Annotated in this window: 16 protein-coding genes; 4 read left to right on the top strand and 12 right to left on the bottom strand. The window is 31.5% G+C overall.

Annotation, left to right across the window (positions count from 1 at the left end):
• Positions 1 to 8: 8 nt before the first annotated feature.
• From BUB70_RS13355 to pdxA, 9 genes are all read right to left on the bottom strand, one after another.
• Entirely contained in the window at positions 9 to 449 is a 441-nt protein-coding gene (locus BUB70_RS13355; protein ID WP_073122444.1) for a hypothetical protein, read from the bottom strand.
• A gap of 8 nt (positions 450 to 457) precedes the next feature.
• Positions 458 to 1273 (bottom strand): MotA/TolQ/ExbB proton channel family protein, encoded by an 816-nt coding sequence (locus BUB70_RS13350; protein ID WP_073122442.1) that lies wholly within the window; start codon positions 1271 to 1273, stop codon positions 458 to 460.
• A gap of 107 nt (positions 1274 to 1380) precedes the next feature.
• A complete protein-coding gene (locus BUB70_RS13345) occupies positions 1381 to 2334 on the bottom strand; it encodes an asparaginase domain-containing protein (RefSeq protein WP_073122440.1) in 954 nt (317 codons plus the stop codon).
• A 72-nt stretch (positions 2335 to 2406) separates the two neighbouring features.
• On the bottom strand, positions 2407 to 3753 hold the full coding sequence (accC, locus tag BUB70_RS13340; protein ID WP_073122438.1) for an acetyl-CoA carboxylase biotin carboxylase subunit: 1347 nt from the start codon (positions 3751 to 3753) through the stop codon (positions 2407 to 2409).
• 50 nt (positions 3754 to 3803) lie between these two features.
• A complete protein-coding gene (accB, locus tag BUB70_RS13335) occupies positions 3804 to 4280 on the bottom strand; it encodes an acetyl-CoA carboxylase biotin carboxyl carrier protein (RefSeq protein ID WP_073122436.1) in 477 nt (158 codons plus the stop codon).
• Positions 4281 to 4321: 41 nt separating this feature from the next.
• On the bottom strand, positions 4322 to 5317 hold the full coding sequence (locus BUB70_RS13330) for a beta-ketoacyl-ACP synthase III (RefSeq protein ID WP_073122434.1): 996 nt from the start codon (positions 5315 to 5317) through the stop codon (positions 4322 to 4324).
• Between the two features lie 167 nt (positions 5318 to 5484).
• Entirely contained in the window at positions 5485 to 5679 is a 195-nt protein-coding gene (gene rpmF / locus BUB70_RS13325; protein ID WP_068827521.1) for a 50S ribosomal protein L32, read from the bottom strand.
• A gap of 12 nt (positions 5680 to 5691) precedes the next feature.
• Positions 5692 to 6216, bottom strand: coding sequence for a YceD family protein (locus tag BUB70_RS13320; RefSeq protein WP_073122431.1), 525 nt, complete (start codon positions 6214 to 6216; stop codon positions 5692 to 5694).
• A 72-nt stretch (positions 6217 to 6288) separates the two neighbouring features.
• Complete coding sequence (gene pdxA / locus BUB70_RS13315) at positions 6289 to 7326, bottom strand: 4-hydroxythreonine-4-phosphate dehydrogenase PdxA (protein ID WP_073122429.1); 1038 nt, start codon at positions 7324 to 7326, stop codon at positions 6289 to 6291.
• Between the two features lie 50 nt (positions 7327 to 7376).
• On the opposite strand from pdxA, the gene BUB70_RS13310 reads away from it, so the two are divergent.
• Positions 7377 to 7967 carry a riboflavin synthase gene (locus tag BUB70_RS13310; RefSeq protein ID WP_073122427.1) on the top strand — a complete coding sequence of 197 codons (591 nt, stop codon included), beginning with the start codon at positions 7377 to 7379 and terminating at the stop codon, positions 7965 to 7967.
• Between the two features lie 45 nt (positions 7968 to 8012).
• On the opposite strand, the gene BUB70_RS13305 is transcribed toward BUB70_RS13310, so the two are convergent.
• Entirely contained in the window at positions 8013 to 8207 is a 195-nt protein-coding gene (locus tag BUB70_RS13305; protein WP_073122425.1) for a PID-CTERM protein-sorting domain-containing protein, read from the bottom strand.
• A gap of 432 nt (positions 8208 to 8639) precedes the next feature.
• Positions 8640 to 9389 carry a dolichyl-phosphate beta-glucosyltransferase gene (locus tag BUB70_RS13300; protein WP_073122423.1) on the bottom strand — a complete coding sequence of 250 codons (750 nt, stop codon included), beginning with the start codon at positions 9387 to 9389 and terminating at the stop codon, positions 8640 to 8642.
• 178 nt (positions 9390 to 9567) lie between these two features.
• On the opposite strand from BUB70_RS13300, the gene BUB70_RS13295 reads away from it, so the two are divergent.
• From BUB70_RS13295 to BUB70_RS13285, 3 genes are read left to right on the top strand one after another with little or no spacing between them, the layout of a single operon-like run.
• A complete protein-coding gene (locus tag BUB70_RS13295; protein ID WP_073122420.1) occupies positions 9568 to 12651 on the top strand; it encodes a hypothetical protein in 3084 nt (1027 codons plus the stop codon).
• Entirely contained in the window at positions 12652 to 13839 is a 1188-nt protein-coding gene (locus BUB70_RS13290; RefSeq protein WP_073122418.1) for a hypothetical protein, read from the top strand.
• Positions 13839 to 15359: a glycoside hydrolase family 2 TIM barrel-domain containing protein gene (locus tag BUB70_RS13285; RefSeq protein ID WP_073122416.1), complete on the top strand. Its 1521-nt coding sequence runs from the start codon at positions 13839 to 13841 to the stop codon at positions 15357 to 15359. Before BUB70_RS13290 ends, BUB70_RS13285 begins: the two co-directional genes overlap by 1 nt.
• On the opposite strand, the gene BUB70_RS13280 is transcribed toward BUB70_RS13285, so the two are convergent.
• Positions 15349 to 16560 carry a glycosyltransferase gene (locus tag BUB70_RS13280; RefSeq protein WP_073122414.1) on the bottom strand — a complete coding sequence of 404 codons (1212 nt, stop codon included), beginning with the start codon at positions 16558 to 16560 and terminating at the stop codon, positions 15349 to 15351. The two genes, BUB70_RS13285 and BUB70_RS13280, sit on opposite strands and share 11 nt — an antisense overlap.
• Positions 16561 to 16655: the final 95 nt, after the last annotated feature.

Raw genomic sequence — 16655 nt, 5'->3', positions numbered from 1 at the left:
AATCAGGTTTATTTAATTGCTGTTTTAACAGTACCTAAACCAACAGCTGCAATTGCAATAACTCCTAAGTATAAACTAAAGTTAATAATTGTACTAATTAATTTTGATACAGTCCCAGCATCTCCTCCTTCTAACACTTGTCCTTGAACATCTAATACAGCAGCATCAGATGCTGTAAAATATGCTATAAAATAAACAACTGCTAAAATAGCTAAATTGATTACTATCTTTTTTATTTCCTCTGGGTGTTTAAAGATATTCACCACTGAGAATACTAAAGTTATAGCCAATGTAATGTATAACAACCATGCTGAGAATTCTACTAAAGGATTAACTTTAGATGCCAATTCATCTTCTTCAGCAATATATACGTTAATAAACAATACAGCAGCAATAACAGCAATAATAAAAATTACAGCGGTTAATATTTTTGATAATTTACTACTCATAATGAATATTATTTTTTGTATTTAACTAATAAGTCGATTAAAGAGATAGAAGCGTCTTCCATCTTGTTAACAATACTATCAACTTTTGCAACGATAATATTGTAAAAAACTTGTAATATAATTGCTACTACTAATCCAAATACAGTTGTTAATAAGGCTACTTTAATACCTCCTGCAACTACCGCTGGGTTAATATCTCCCGCAACTTGAATCGCATCAAAGGCATCAATCATACCAATTACTGTACCCATAAACCCTAACATCGGTGCCAAAGCAATAAACAAAGATAACCAAGAGATGTTTTTCTCTAATAATCCCATTTGTACTCCTCCGTAACCAACAACAGCTTTTTCAGCAGCATCGATTCCTTCTGATGATCTATCTAAACCTTGGTAAAAAATAGAAGCAACAGGTCCTTTTGTATTTCTACACACCTCTTTTGCTGCATCTAAACCTCCAGAAGCCAAAGCTTCATCTACTTTAGCAACTAATTTCTTAGTGTTTGTAGTAGCTAAGTTTAAATAAATAATTCTTTCGATAGCAATCGCTAATCCTAAAATTAAAGCAACCAATACAATTCCCATGAATTCAGCTCCACCTTCAATAAAACGTTGTTTTAATACTTGGTGAAAAGTTGGTTCAACTTTTGGAGCTTCAGCTTCTTTCGCTTCTTCTGGAGTAGCCGCCGTCTCTTCATTTGCAACATTTTCAGTTGCTGCTACATTTGTAGAATCTACAGTAGCTCCTTCTTCTTGTGCAAATGCATTTGAAGTCCCTAAAAACAATAATCCTGCAACAGCTAGGATACTAAAAACTTTTTTCATTTCTATTTTAATTAATACTATTAATGATAATTGATAAACGATGAGCAAGTAACAAAAAAATGTTTACTTTAAAAAATATTATAATGTTAAATATTATTAACAATTTTCTATTCACCACGAACAGAATTCTCAAAGATTATCTTAAAGTCTTGAATATTTAATTTTTTTTCGACCAAGGACATCAATTTCCCGACAATGGACTCTTTAGTCATACTTCCTGCATTTAAAAAGCCTAATGATGAGATGTTTAAGCTAGATTCATATCGTCCTATTTCTAACCCTCCATACATACATTGTGAGGTTACTACTACTTTTAAACCTTGATTAATTCTCTTTTTGAAGTACCTTTTTAAGGCTTCTGAAAACTCAGGTAAATTACCCGAACCAAATATTTCTAATATGATTATGTTAATATTTTCATCTTTTAAAAGTGTAAATAACAAATTCTCGTCATCAAAAGGAGTCATTTTTATAATCACCAAATTAGCCGAAACATCTGTAGTAACATCAAATTCTTCACTTAAATTAGGTTGATAAATATTATTATTTACTGAAATATATGCATCAAAATCTTTAGTGTTTTGCTTGGTTGTACACACCGCTCTATGCCATTTTTCAGCAAAAAATATCCCAACTTCTTTAGGAAATTTGTTTGTAACTAACCCTTGAATCGCTCCTTTTAAATTTTTTATGCTATCAGAACCCTGCTCGTATAATGTTTTTTGACCTCCTGTAAATATGATAGATTTAGAAAGACCACTGATACAAAAACTTAACAATGAACTTATATAAGCCATCGTATCTGTTCCCATTAATATTAAAAAAGCATCGTATTTTGAATAATTATTTTTTATAATATTACTTAATTCTGAATAATACTTTCTGTTAAAATTAGAGGAGTCTACCAAATCACTCATAGGTATTAAATCACAATAACTTAAAACATTTTCTTTTTCAAAAAACTGTTCAATTCCTTTTATTTCACCTGGTTTTAAAGCTCCGGAGATTTCATCTTTAACCATGCCAAGTGTCCCCCCTGTATAAACAACTAATATTTTCATGACAATAAATTTACATAAAAATAAAAGAGAGCGCTTTAAAGCGCTCTCTTTTTTAATTTATTAAAACAGTATTTATACTGGTTTTTCTATTACAAAATCTTCCATAAACTTAGTAGTATAATTTCCTGCTACATAATCTGGATGATCCATTAATTGACGATGAAAAGGAATGGTTGTTTTAATTCCTTCAATAATAAACTCATCTAAAGCACGCTTCATTTTATTAATCGCTTCTTCACGAGTTTGCGCTGTACAAATTAACTTTGCAATCATAGAATCATAATTTGGCGGAATCGTATACCCTGCATAAACATGAGTATCTAATCGAACTCCATGTCCTCCTGGTGCATGGAAAGAAGTAATTTTTCCTGGTGCTGGTCTAAATCCTGCAAAAGGATCTTCGGCATTAATTCTACACTCTATGGAATGTAATTTTGGAAAATAGTTTTTACCAGAAATTGGAATTCCAGCAGCTACCATAATTTGTTCACGAATTAAATCGTAATCTACTACTTCTTCTGTAATTGGATGCTCTACCTGAATACGAGTATTCATTTCCATAAAGTAGAAGTTTCTATGCTTATCTACCAAGAACTCTACAGTACCAGCTCCCTCGTACTTAATGTATTCAGCAGCAGCAACAGCAGCATTTCCCATAGCTTCTCTTAACTCATCGGTCATGAATGGAGAAGGTGTTTCTTCTGTTAATTTTTGATGACGGCGTTGTACAGAACAATCTCTTTCTGATAAGTGACAAGCTTTTCCATATGCATCACCAACTATTTGGATTTCAATATGACGTGGCTCTTCAATTAACTTTTCCATGTACATATCATCATTTCCAAAAGCAGCTTTTGATTCATGACGTGCAGAATCCCAAGCATCTCTTAAATCTTCTGCTTTCCAAACAGCTCTCATTCCTTTACCACCACCACCAGCAGAAGCTTTAAGCATTACCGGATATCCTGTTTCTAGCGCTACTTTTTCACATGTTTCAAAATCTTCAATCACTCCTTCACTACCTGGTACACATGGTACACCAGCAGCAATCATGGTAGATTTAGCATTTGCTTTATCTCCCATTCTATTAATCATTTCTGGAGTAGCTCCAATAAATTTAATATCGTGATCTTGACATAATTTAGAAAATCTTGCATTTTCAGACAAGAATCCATATCCTGGGTGAATTGCATCTGCATTGGTAATTTCTGCAGCTGCAATAATATTTACCATCTTTAAATAAGACTCCGAACTTGGAGCAGGACCAATACAAACTGCCTCATCTGCAAAACGAACATGCAAACTATCTTGATCTGCAGTTGAATATACAGCTACTGTTTTGATACCCATTTCTCTACATGTTCTAATGACACGTAAAGCAATCTCACCACGGTTGGCTATTAATATTTTTTTAAACATTTTATTTCTTTTAGTAGTTAGTACTTAAATCTTTAAAATCTATCTAATAATTATGATGGATCTACTAAAAATAATGGTTGTCCAAATTCTACTGGAGTACTATCTTCTACTAATATTTTTATAATTTTACCTGATACTTCAGATTCAATTTCGTTAAATAACTTCATTGCTTCAATTACACAAACTACAGAATCAGCTTGTACAGTATCACCTACCTCTACAAACAAAGGTTTATCTGGAGATGGTCTTCTGTAAAAAGTACCAATCATAGGAGAAGTAATCGTAATGTATTTTGAGTCTTCAGCCGCAGGAGCTGCCTCTGATGCAACTGGTGCTGCAGGAGCTGGTGCTGCCTGAGCTACTGGTGCAGCCATAGACAATGGTGCTGCGTGTTGTAAAATAGTAGTTTCGGTTTTACCCTCTCCTGTTTTAATGGTGATTTTAATATCTTCCATTTCTAATTTTACTTCGTTAGCTCCTGATCTTGCTACGAATTTAATTAAATTCTGAATGTCCTTTAATTCCATAATCGTTTATATTAAGTGCGTATTCTTTAAAATTAATTATTTTATGAGTTATAAGCCCACTTTAAGTATGTGGCTCCCCATGTAAATCCGCCACCAAAAGCGGCAAAGATTATATTATCTCCTTTTTTAAGTTGTTTTTCGTAATCTGCCAATAATAAAGGTAAAGTACCAGATGTAGTATTTCCATAATACTGAATATTCATCATAACTTTTTCTTTATCTAACTCTATTCGATTAGCAGTTGCTTCAATAATTCTAGTATTTGCTTGGTGTGCAGCCAACCAATCTACATCATCATTTGTCAAATTATTTCTTTCTAAAACCTTTACCGCAGCATCGGCCATATTAGAAACGGCATACTTAAATACAGTTCTACCTTCTTGTCTTATATAATGTTGTTTATTATCTACTGTCTCATGAGAAGCAGGATTTAAAGATCCACCAGCTTCCATTTTAAGGAATTCTCTTCCAATTCCATCACTTCTTAAGTATTCATCTTGTAACCCTAAACCTTCAGTGTTTGGTTCAAATAATGCAGCTCCTGCTCCATCACCAAAAATAATACAAGTTGCTCTATCTTCGTAGTCTATAATAGATGACATTTTATCGGCACCAATAATCAATACCTTTTTATATCTACCAGACTCTATATATGCTGCCGCTGTTGACATTGCATATAAAAAACTTGAACATGCTGCTTGCAAATCATAACCAAATGCATTTACAGCACCAATTTGAGTTGCTACATATACTGCAGTAGATGCTACATTCATATCAGGTGTAGCTGTTCCAACTAAAACTAAGTCAATTTCCTTTGGGTCTAATCCTTTCTTTTGAATCAAATCTTCAGCAGCTTTGATTGCTAAATAAGATGTTGGCTTATCTTTATCTTTTAAGATTCTCCTTTCTTTGATTCCTGTTCGAGACGTAATCCACTCGTCATTTGTCTCCACTATCTGCTCTAACTCTTTGTTAGTCAATACATAATCAGGAACATATTTTCCAACAGCTGTGATAGCAGCATTAATCTTTGCCATAAATTGATTGTTAAGAAATCTTTAAACAATATGAAAAGCCAAAGTAATAAAATTTATTTCTAAATCTTGATTAAAAAGGCTCCTTTTTTTGTCAAAATTCGTTCAAATTAACAAAGAAACCCTCATAAAATGAGGGTTTCTTTGTTAATACATTTAAAAACGATTAACTATGCTTCAGCTTCAGTTGAGTCAATAACAACTTGACCTCTGTAATATAATTTTCCTTCGTTCCAGTGAGCTCTATGATATAAGTGCGCTTCTCCTGTAGTTGGATCTACAGCAACTTGTGGAGCTACAGCTTTGTAATGAGTTCTTCTTTTATCTCTTCTTGTTTTTGAGATTTTTCTCTTTGGATGTGCCATTGCTATAAATTTTTATTTTTTATCTAATAATTGTTTTAATTGATCCCATCTTGGATCTAATTGTTCTTTTTTTACTTCCTTTTTCTTTAATTGCTTCTTAAGCTCATCTGCATCATTTATCTCTTTACGAGAGACTCCAGGTTTTACTCTTTTTTGAGGTACAGACAATACGATTAACTCATATATATATTGTTGTACTTCTATCTGATATGCATCATGAGGTAAAATAAGTAAATCCTCTACATCATTATTAAAAGTTTCTCCAAACTTTACAATTAACGAAAATTCACCATTAACTTTTAAACTAAAATCTTCTCCTGTTACATCACATGGAACTTTTACCGTACCATTAGCAACAAAATCCAACTCCATTAAAGTTGTTTTTTTATTTAGCTCTAAACTAACTTCAAAATCAACCTCCTCAAATTCATCATATTCAAAAGCATCAAAGAACTTTCTATCAATTTGAAAATCAAACTGGTGTTTTCCTTCTTTCAACCCTACAAATGGTATCCTAAATTCGCTAAGTGTTTTCATATAAAAACATCAATTTGAGCCGGCAAAGATATAAAAACATTTTATTGATTCAAAAACTAAATGATTAATTTCTTACTTTTTAGTTTTTAAACTGTTAGCCGTTAATTTTTGGTACTCTTTTCTCTTTTTAATTATTGAAATTCCATTATACAAAGCTTCTTGAAAAGATGAGACATTTGCAGTTCCCTTACCAGCAATATCAAAGGCTGTTCCATGGTCTGGAGACACTCTTACTTTAGCCAAACCTGCTGTAAAATTAACTCCTTCTCCAAACGAAATCGCTTTAAAACCTACCAACCCTTGATCGTGATACATAGAAATTACGCCATCAAATTTTTGATAAAATTGATTTCCAAAGAAACCATCTGCTGCATAAGGCCCATAAACCAATTGTCCTTTTTCTTGATATTCTTCTAATAATGGACGAATTAATTCATCATCTTCTTTGCCAATTACACCATGATCTCCACAATGCGGATTTAAACCTAAAACAGCAATTCTTGGTTTTGAAATTCCAAAATCTTGTAATAACGATTGATACATGATATCAATTTTTTTACAAATAAGCTCCTTATTCAAAGCTGCCGAAACTTCAGAAACAGGAATGTGTCCAGTAACCAAACCAACTTTAATGTATTTTGACATTAAAATCATCAAACTTTCTCCATCAATCTTTGACTCTAAATACTCTGTATGTCCTGGGAAATTAAATTCCTCTGACTGAATATTATCTTTACTAATTGGAGCTGTTAAAAGCACATCCACTTCCTCCTTATTTAAAGCCTCTGTAGCTGCTGCCAATGACTCAAAAGCTTTTTGACCCGAAACCTGTGTGGGTATCCCTGGTTGTAATTCAACTATCTCATCCCAAACTTTTATTACATTTAACTTTCCTTCTTCTATGCCTTGCGAATCTGCTATGAAATTTATAGGGTAATTAAATTTTAATTGTTTTTTGTAATATGACATTACCTTATCTGATGCATACACAACAGGTGTACACAAGTCGTACACTCTTTTATCTTCAAATGTTTTTAAGATCAACTCAACTCCTACGCCATTCAAATCACCAACAGAGATTCCTACTCTTATTATACGATTATCACTCATTATATATTACTTTTGGGATACGAAATTAGTCATTTAAAATCATATACATCATGTTTACAGGAATTATTGAGACCTCCGGTGTTGTTAGAAACTTAGTACAAAAAAACACCAATTTAGATATCACCATTTCTTCAAATATTACCAATGAACTTAAAATTGATCAAAGTGTTGCTCATAATGGAGTTTGTTTAACGGTTGTTAAAATTAACAAAGATGAATATACCGTAACTGCTATTGCGGAAACTCTTGAAAAAACAAATTTAAACACACTACAAATAAATGATGTTGTGAATTTAGAACGAGCAATGAAACTTGGTGATCGATTAGATGGACATATTGTACAAGGTCATGTAGATCAAACAGGTATTTGCACCAGTATTGAAAACAAAGATGGGAGTTGGCAGTTTAGCTTTGAATATGACAAAGCATTAGGTAACTTAACCATAGAAAAGGGATCTATTACTATAGATGGTACTAGTTTAACAGTTGTTAACTCTGGCGAAAATACTTTTAGCGTTGCTATAATTCCTTATACCTACGAACATACTAGGTTTAAACATTATAAGATAAACACAAAAGTGAATTTAGAATTTGATGTATTAGGAAAGTATGTAAAAAAAATATCTCAATACAGTATTTAAAAATCTAAAATCAAAGAAAAAGCCACTCAATGAGTGGCTTTTTTATTATATAGTTTGTTTTTTCAATTTAATTATTCCCAATCCTACGGCTGCTAACACTAACACAACTACTCCCGTATCAATAGGCAAAGCCGGAGGGTGTAACCCTGGCGGTGGCGGTGGCGGACCTGGAGCTGCATTAGCCACAAAGACTACACCAACTGCTAGTAAAATTAATATTTTAAAACTTTTAGCCTTCATAATTGGTTGCTATTAAAATATTGATATATATCAATTCTTTAATTCAGAGAACAAAACTAATTGATTATTCTTTCTTAACAAACTGATTTATGTTAATATTTTGATTCATCTAACTTATTTAACATTAGTTAATTATTAAACATTATCTTCTTCATCTATAATTCTTTATATGTATATAACTCACATAAAACATCAAAGATTCATTTTTCTACTTATGATAAAGATTTGTATTAAAAACAAGCTAATATTAACCTCTCTAATTATAAGTTAAAGATAATCTTATATAACCTGCCTAAGACTTAATATTAGGTGAATGGTCGTTTACTATCGGTGAATGGATCAAAGTAAAAGACTAAGTAAAATGGAATTTTTAAAATTCTCTCATCTTTTAATTCACAACAACGATGAACATCTAAGCTCTAAAGCATTTTATTAATTACTTACAACATTACCTAAGCTATATGAAAACCATATAGAAAGTAACATATAAGGAATTTGAACAGCATCTTTTACTCCCAATTTAGAATCATCTACATGAACCCATTTTGTTAATGGTTGTTCATAAATTTTATTCATGATTGTTTGTTTTCCATAATACTTTTTTAATCTGATAAAAATCTCCACGTCAAATAACCAGCGAGTTAAAAATTTATCCCCATAAGCAACTCCTATAATTTCTTTTTTAAAGACTTTAGCTCCACACTGTGTATCTTCAATTGGTAAACCAAGAATCATTAGTACTATCATTTTTACCATTTTAGAAAAAAGGCTTCTAAAAAAACTTCTTTCAATTTGCCCTTCTCCTTTACCTCTAGATCCGTAAACAAAAGTCAACTCCTCTCTAAACTTTAATGTTCTTACTAATTTTTCAAAATCGTTAAAATCAGTTGACAAATCAGCATCCATAAAACCGATATAAGCAATTTCTTCTATTCTGTTTAAATACTTTACACCAGTTCTTACAGCTGCAGCTTTTCCAGCATTAATTTTTACATCAATCACCGTTATATTATCTGATGATTGCTCTTGAAGATCCTCCAAAACTTCTAATGTGTGATCTTTACTTCCATCATTTACAAAACATAAGTGATAGTTTTTATTTTCTTTAGCAAAACGGATAAATTCATTTACATCTAATCTATTTGCTTCATTATAACAAGGGATGATAATTCCAGTTTTCATAATAGTTTGTTTTTTAATTATATACCAAAAGTACTTACAGACAGAAGCTTATTTTTAAAGAATTAGTTTAACTACTCTTTACTGTCGGTGAATGAAAAAAAACATCCGTCTACAACCGTTTAACTTCACAAAACTTTACCCTATATTTATGATAAAAACTTATAGCACTGATTTATAAATGAAACAAAGCACCAACAAATACCTGATTACAGCTTTATTAATAGGACTTGTTTTTCATGGTACTGCTATGTTTTTTACTTTAGAAACTACTTATGATGCTTTAATTCATTTATTTTTTGCAGATCATTATGCCAATAGTTGGTTTGAACCGTGGAGTTTTAAATGGTATACTGGTTTTACCGTAATGAGTTACCCACCTTTGGTTCATCAAACTATTGCTTTATTGTCTTTTATTGGAGGACTAAAATTTGGTTTGTTCACTACTGCTCTAATCGCTGTCGTTTTATTCATTACTGGAACCTATAGATTTTCTTTACTCATTACCTCTAACAGAAGTGCAGCAGGATATGCAGCTATTTTAGCAACTTTATCTTCTACTTTTATAGAAACTTTACATTTATTTGGACAGCTACCCAGCATTGTAGGTGTTTCTGTGCTTTTACATGCCATGCCTGAAATTTATTTATGGATTAGAGAAGGAAAGTTAAAACATCTTTTCACCTCACTTTCTTTAATATCCGTAACAGTTACCTCACACCATGTAACACCTATATTCGGAATGGTATTTTTTATCTCTCCTTTAATAGGAACTGTTATTATGGATACGGCTACGCAACAAGCTGGTAGTCTAAAAAAAGTAAGTATTCGTGTTTTTTTATTAAGCTTTAAAAAATCACTAAAGAGAATCTTTTTATTTATTGGACTCGCCCTAACCATTATTGTAACCTGTTTGCTACCTTATTGGATCAACTCCAAAAACAATCCTATTACTCAGGTTCCTATTCCACACGGATCTAGAGATAATTTTATAGAGATTACTTCCTCTGGTTTGGTTTTCTTTTTAATTCCTTGGGGAGTGGTTTTATTTTTATTGCCGTATATCTTTTATAGATACTACCACAAACGATATATTTTCTTCGGGATTTCATTATCCATGTTAACCTTGCTAGGAACTGGAGGAACTACACCTTTACCTAAAATGATTTTAGGAGCCAATGCTTTTAATATTTTAACCTTAGATAGATTTACACTTTGGGCAGCTATTATGTCTATTCCCATGGTTGGTGAATTTGTTTTAAGATTTTCTGAAGGAGATTTAAAACAAATCATACAAAAAAGATTCAGCCCCGTTTACCATAGATTAAGTGGAGGATTTTTAGCTTTTTCTTTTTTATTTATGAGTGTTTTTACCATTAGCTTAGGCTATTTTAGACCTTCTCAACCTCAAAAAATAAAAATCTTACCTATTGTAAATTTCTTAAATCAAGACCAACATGACCAATGGAGATATTTAACCTTAGGATTTGGAGATCAAATGGCATGGTTATCAGCGAATACAAAAGCCTTAACAGTTGATGGAAATTATCATTCCGCCAGAAGATTGCCTGAATTAACCACCAGAGCTATTGAAAGATTGGAAAACTCAAAATTTAAAGGAATTGAAGGAATTGGATCATTACAACAATTTTTAACCGTTCCTGAAAAATACAATTTAAAGTATATTTTTTCTAATGATAAGTTTTATGATCCTATTCTCTATTTCTGCGGATGGCAAAGATTACGTCAATTAGAAAACGGTATCATGGTTTGGGAAAAACTAAATGTTCCGCCAATTAGTGTTATTCTACCAAGAGTAGATGTTGCTACTTGGCAAAAAATTCACTGGGGAACAGTTCCTTTACTTACGGTAATTCTTGCATTTTTAATTAACTCTAGAACTTTACTTACACGAACTTTTAAAACTAAAAAAGATTCAACCATCGCTTATATTAAAGAAAGTTATCACTATAAAAAATTCTCATGGAAATTAGTCTTATTCCTACATGTATGGGTTCTTTTCTTATTAATTATAGTTGGATTCACTTGTTATTCTTTTTACATTAAAAACGATTCTCAAAGATCTCCTGAAAATGCCATTTTAACTTATTATGATGCTTTGGATTTTAAAAGATTTGAAAAAGCACACAGCTTAATTAATCCTGATAGCGATTTACCAATTGCGCAATACATGCTACAAATTTCGGTGACCGATGGTTTATTAAGTTCTTATGCAAAAATGGACAGTATACATATTAATATTACCGAACGAACAGATAGCACCGCTGTTGCCAATATAAAAACTGCCTGGATTACAGCCTTAGAAAAAGTTAACGATAGTTGTATTAAAACTCTTGTTAAGAAAAACGGAAATTGGTATATCAATCCAGAAGTCATAAACAAAGACCTGCCACCTGATCAGTTATTTGTAGAAAACAAACCTACCTACTTTAATCAAGGAAGAAGAAGAATTACAACCGAACAAACTTATCATGAAGATGTTTTAAAACAACCTGTATTAGAAATATTAACAGCTAAACTTATTAAAAGTAACGAGCAATATTCTGTGATTGGAGAAATTCAAAACATAGACAATGTTCCTGCAGATGTTGTTTTAAAAGGAACATTATACAATAACAACAATGAACTTTTAGCTACATTTAACGCAAAAGATCAAGTTAAACACAAACTACTTCCTAAAGAAATCACATCATTCAAAATAGATTTTGAAGGAATTGCATGGTTAAACCTCAACGAAACATCACCTAAAACTTTTAATCCAGATGAATTTACAGATATCAATTTAAGTGATGTTCCCACAAAATTTGATTTACAAATAGCAGGAAACGTTTCTGGTTCTGATTTATACAAAAAAGTAGCCATTTCTAAATTAGACATTGATTCCACAAAAATCAGTGGTTTACTCTTTAATAGCGGAACTGCTCAGGCAACTATTCCAGAATTAATTTTCACTTTCTACAACAAAGACAAAGAACCTATTTATGTAGACCATACTTATGTAATTGAAGGAATTAGGCAACAACGAAAACATTATTTTGAATATAAAATCCCACAAAATCAATCTGAAATTATTAGTAGTGGCATGGAAAATTGCTTTGTAAATGGACTGCCAAATAAATCAATTGCAGGCAAAATAGCTTCACAACGCAACGGAGATATTCACCATCCTTTAATCAAAATAAATCATCTTTATTTTTCATATGTTAAAATAGAAATCAACAATTATACTGGAGTTCCTTATTAAATGAAAAAGTTAATTTCACATATCATCTTTTTTATATTTCTCTGTGCAAATGCTCAGCAGAATAAAATGCAATTGTTAACTGCAAAAACAGCATTTACTGCTGGAGATGAAATCTGTTTGGAATTTAGCAAAACTACCGATAGTATTCCCGACCTGTATTGTAGTGCTAGCTACGGAAATATTATTGTAAGTCCTCAACTTAAAAACAACAAAATAAATTATATCATTCCTAATTTTATCAGTCAAAAAACAGGTTATGTACATTGGCAACTTACAGGAGCTTTTCAAAACATAAAAGGCAAGTTCTACATCCATCCTACGCAAAAAGTAAACAATATTGAAACCTACTTAGGTCCTCCAAGTATTGAAGTTGGAGAAATAGATTACGCCATGCTAGTGGTAATTCCTTTGGACAATTTTAACAATCCTGTAGCAAAAAACACACCTGTTATCGTTCATAAAAAACACTTAGATAATTTAGAAGAAACAACTATTCCTTTTAACGGAATGATTGCTCATAAAATTATTTACAGCAACAAAAAGGCAGGAAGAACCTTTATTAGCTCGGAATGTTTAAGCGAAACATCTAAAGAATATACACTTGAAATTGTTCCTGCGAGTCCTACAAATTTTAATATTTATTATGATAGGGTTCACGATTATGGAGATGGAAATCAAATCACAAAATTCTCTACCTCTATGATTAAAGATAGATATGATAATATGGTTGCTGATGGAACTTCTGTAACTTTTAGAATCTTAAATGATAAAGGAATGTTTTTACAAACTTTTGGAACAACTATCAATGGTGTCGCTACTGCTCAAATGGTACACCCAGACCATGCAGACACGTGGAATGTAATGGCTTTTGTAGATGGTTTTTCTAATAGTAATTCCATTACCTTAACCTATAAAAATGCTGTAAAAGACTTTAATATTCATTTTGATAAAAACACAAAACATTTAGTTGTTGGACCTTTTAAAAGTTTTATGAAACAAACCTTACCAGATGGATTAATGGTTGAGTTGGAATTATATGAAAATGGAAAAATAATTCAGAACATACATTTGCAAACCGAAAATGGTTGTGCTGTTTTTGATTTACATGCATTTCTTAAAAAAGATAAAACCTATAAAATCAAGATAAAGGCAGCACAAATTAGCAAACAACTAGAAATTAAAATCTAATGACTTTAAGCATCCATAAAAACATATTAAAAATATCGCTGTTTGTTGTTTACATAAGCGTTACACTGTTGGTGGTTTTTGGACTCAGTGCAGTATTTACTTATCTAAATACTGGAGCTGATAGAAACTTAATGTTGCATAATAAAATTCACGAAACTGTTCATTATCAACCAGAAATTATTTGGGACATCAGTAATACCGAAGGACGAGAAATGAGCAACACCACATTACAAAATCTTGAAAAAGATTACCTAAACGCTTGGTATGTAAAACAAGTGGCTTTTGAAAAAAACACTGATAAAGGACTCAAAGATTACTATACCAAAAGTGCTTTAGCAACTATTAAAAACTCAATTAACACGAATACTAAAAATAAAATTTCAATTCAAGGAACAAGTACCAATCATCATCCTTCTGTTGATTTTTTTAGTGAAGACGGTCAACTAGTTGTACTTACTGATAAAGAGGTAAAAGAATACAAACGCATATATAAAAACAATATACTGCAGTTGGAAACTACAGAGGTTAATACTTATCAAATTCTTTTATTACTAGAAGATGGTTTTTGGAGAATTAGACAAATTTTAAGAATTGAACCTACTAAAATTAGCAATAATCAAGTTCACTTAACTCAACTAAATCAAAATATTAAAGGAATTAATTATTATCCACAAGACACTCCATGGGATATGTTTGGAGAGGATTTTAATGAAAAGATCATCAATCAAGACTTTAACATCATTCAAAATGCTGGATTAAATACGATTCGAGTTTTTATTCCCTATGAAGATTTTGGAAAGTCTGAAGTAAAAGCAGAAAAACTAGAAAAACTAAGTACTGTTTTAAATTTGGCTGTAAAAAACAATTTAAAAGTCATCATTACTCTGTTTGATTTTTATGGAGATTACCAAGTATTAGATTGGACTTTAAACAACAAACACGCTACTAAAATCATCAATCATTGCAAAGAACATCCTGCTTTACTAGCTTGGGATCTTAAAAATGAACCAAATTTAGATTTTGAATCTAGAGGAAAAGAAAACGTATTGGCTTGGTTAAAACAAATGATTTACCATGTAAAATCTATCGATAGAATTCACCCTGTAACCATTGGTTGGTCTAACACCAAAAGCGCTACTTATTTAAAAGACATGTTAGATTTTGTAAGCTTTCATTACTATGAAGATTTACAACAATTAGAAAAAGCTTATCAACAATTAGAAAAAAATATTCCTGATAAAAAAATTGTTTTAGGGGAATATGGAATATCCTCTTATAGAGGACTTTGGAATCCTTTTGGGAATTCAGAAGAAGATCAAGCTGAATATCATCAGCAATTTCAAAAAATAGCTTCTAAAAATAAGATTCCTTTTATTTCTTGGACTTTGTATGATTTCAAAAAAATCCCCAAAGAAGTTGTTGGACAACTTCCTTGGAGAAAATATAATCAAAAGCATTTTGGTTTTATTAATCAGACTGGAGAAAGAAAAGCATCTTTCCAGTATATCTCTAAGCCGTAACAGAATTTGTAGCTGTTTGTGGAGCTTTTCTTAAGAAAATAGATTCAAAATTATTGATATACATATCTGCAATAGTACTCATTGGAAATGCTGTTGCTGCTCTGTAGTTTGCTTTTCCTAAAGAAGTTCTATAAGCTTCATTTACCACAATATTTTCTATAGCGGTTGCCAAACTATCAACACAAGTTGGGTTAAAGAATTCTCCTTTATATCCTTCATCTTGTACTAATAAAGCCAAATCTCCTAAGTCTGGCATTACAACTGCTTTACCGTAACTTCCTGCTTGATGTAAAACACCAGAACTTCCCGTTGTAGCTGTGTAAGGAAATACAACTACCGCACTCTCTTGGAATAAAGGAGCTACTTCTTCCTCTTCAACATATCCTGTAAAACGAACTCCAGAAACATGTTTGTATTGTTCTTGAACTCCTGCTAAATAACCAGGTACATTAGGATTATCTGTTCCCGCAATTACCACTTCCAAATCTAACCCTGTTTTGGTTCTTACTTTTTCTACAGCCTCAATCATAGACTCTACTTTTTTGTAAGTTCCAAACTTTCCAAAAGTCATTACTTTTAAAGGTCCTTCAGCAGTTTTAAAACTTGGTCTTTCTGATACTTCAAAAGTTCCATGTGGAATTAAAACTATATTTTTTGCGTTGTATTTAGATTCTAAAATGTCAACATATTTTTGCATGGTTACCGCAACTGTGTCTGCTTGTAAAATCAATTTTGTTAAGCTAGTTCCGATAAAACCATATATTTTTTGCATCATTTTATTTGAAGTAAAACCTGCAGTTCCTAAATCTACTTCTTCTAAAATATTGTGAAGTAAAGCGATGGTTGGAATTCTTTTAATTCTACAAATTAAAGGCAACATCAATCCAAGAGCAGCCGCTACTTTTTTATCTCCAAACTTCATGAATTGTAAGTTGAACAATACTGCATCTGGTTGTACTTCGCTAATAGCATTGGTTACATTTACAATGTTTGCATAACTATTAAATTTCCAACATTCTTTTACAGTGATTTTACATCCTTGCTCTTCAAAATTTAAATCTTTAGCTTCTGGAGTTTCATCTGTTAATAAGATGATTTCTGAGATTTCTTGTTTTTGTCTAAAGTTTTTTACCAAGTGATATGCATACTCATTTAAAGTTACTTTGCTTGGTGGATACGATGTTACAATTGCTAATTTCATAATGCTTTGTGTTTTAATTATGATGTAAAATTGCAACATAACCAAAGGTAAACACTATCATTTTAGGTAGTTAGCTCGTTTCTTTAGATGAATTG

This window comes from Wenyingzhuangia marina, from assembly GCF_900130035.1.
In the GTDB taxonomy this organism is placed as follows: domain Bacteria; phylum Bacteroidota; class Bacteroidia; order Flavobacteriales; family Flavobacteriaceae; genus Wenyingzhuangia; species Wenyingzhuangia marina.
Note: the sequence above shows the minus strand (reverse complement) of the source record. Positions and strands in the feature narration are given on the sequence as shown.

Bases quoted from the DNA above. Each gene is read 5' to 3' on its own strand.
- BUB70_RS13355 (WP_073122444.1), bottom strand. From the start codon at position 449: ATGAGTAGTAAATTATCAAAAATATTAACCGCTGTAATTTTTATTATT.
- BUB70_RS13350 (WP_073122442.1), bottom strand. From the start codon at position 1,273: ATGAAAAAAGTTTTTAGTATCCTAGCTGTTGCAGGATTATTGTTTTTA.
- BUB70_RS13345 (WP_073122440.1), bottom strand. From the start codon at position 2,334: ATGAAAATATTAGTTGTTTATACAGGGGGGACACTTGGCATGGTTAAA.
- accC (WP_073122438.1), bottom strand. From the start codon at position 3,753: ATGTTTAAAAAAATATTAATAGCCAACCGTGGTGAGATTGCTTTACGT.
- accB (WP_073122436.1), bottom strand. From the start codon at position 4,280: ATGGAATTAAAGGACATTCAGAATTTAATTAAATTCGTAGCAAGATCA.
- BUB70_RS13330 (WP_073122434.1), bottom strand. From the start codon at position 5,317: ATGGCAAAGATTAATGCTGCTATCACAGCTGTTGGAAAATATGTTCCT.
- rpmF (WP_068827521.1), bottom strand. From the start codon at position 5,679: ATGGCACATCCAAAGAGAAAAATCTCAAAAACAAGAAGAGATAAAAGA.
- BUB70_RS13320 (WP_073122431.1), bottom strand. From the start codon at position 6,216: ATGAAAACACTTAGCGAATTTAGGATACCATTTGTAGGGTTGAAAGAA.
- pdxA (WP_073122429.1), bottom strand. From the start codon at position 7,326: ATGAGTGATAATCGTATAATAAGAGTAGGAATCTCTGTTGGTGATTTG.
- BUB70_RS13310 (WP_073122427.1), top strand. From the start codon at position 7,377: ATGTTTACAGGAATTATTGAGACCTCCGGTGTTGTTAGAAACTTAGTA.
- BUB70_RS13305 (WP_073122425.1), bottom strand. From the start codon at position 8,207: ATGAAGGCTAAAAGTTTTAAAATATTAATTTTACTAGCAGTTGGTGTA.
- BUB70_RS13300 (WP_073122423.1), bottom strand. From the start codon at position 9,389: ATGAAAACTGGAATTATCATCCCTTGTTATAATGAAGCAAATAGATTA.
- BUB70_RS13295 (WP_073122420.1), top strand. From the start codon at position 9,568: ATGAAACAAAGCACCAACAAATACCTGATTACAGCTTTATTAATAGGA.
- BUB70_RS13290 (WP_073122418.1), top strand. From the start codon at position 12,652: ATGAAAAAGTTAATTTCACATATCATCTTTTTTATATTTCTCTGTGCA.
- BUB70_RS13285 (WP_073122416.1), top strand. From the start codon at position 13,839: ATGACTTTAAGCATCCATAAAAACATATTAAAAATATCGCTGTTTGTT.
- BUB70_RS13280 (WP_073122414.1), bottom strand. From the start codon at position 16,560: ATGAAATTAGCAATTGTAACATCGTATCCACCAAGCAAAGTAACTTTA.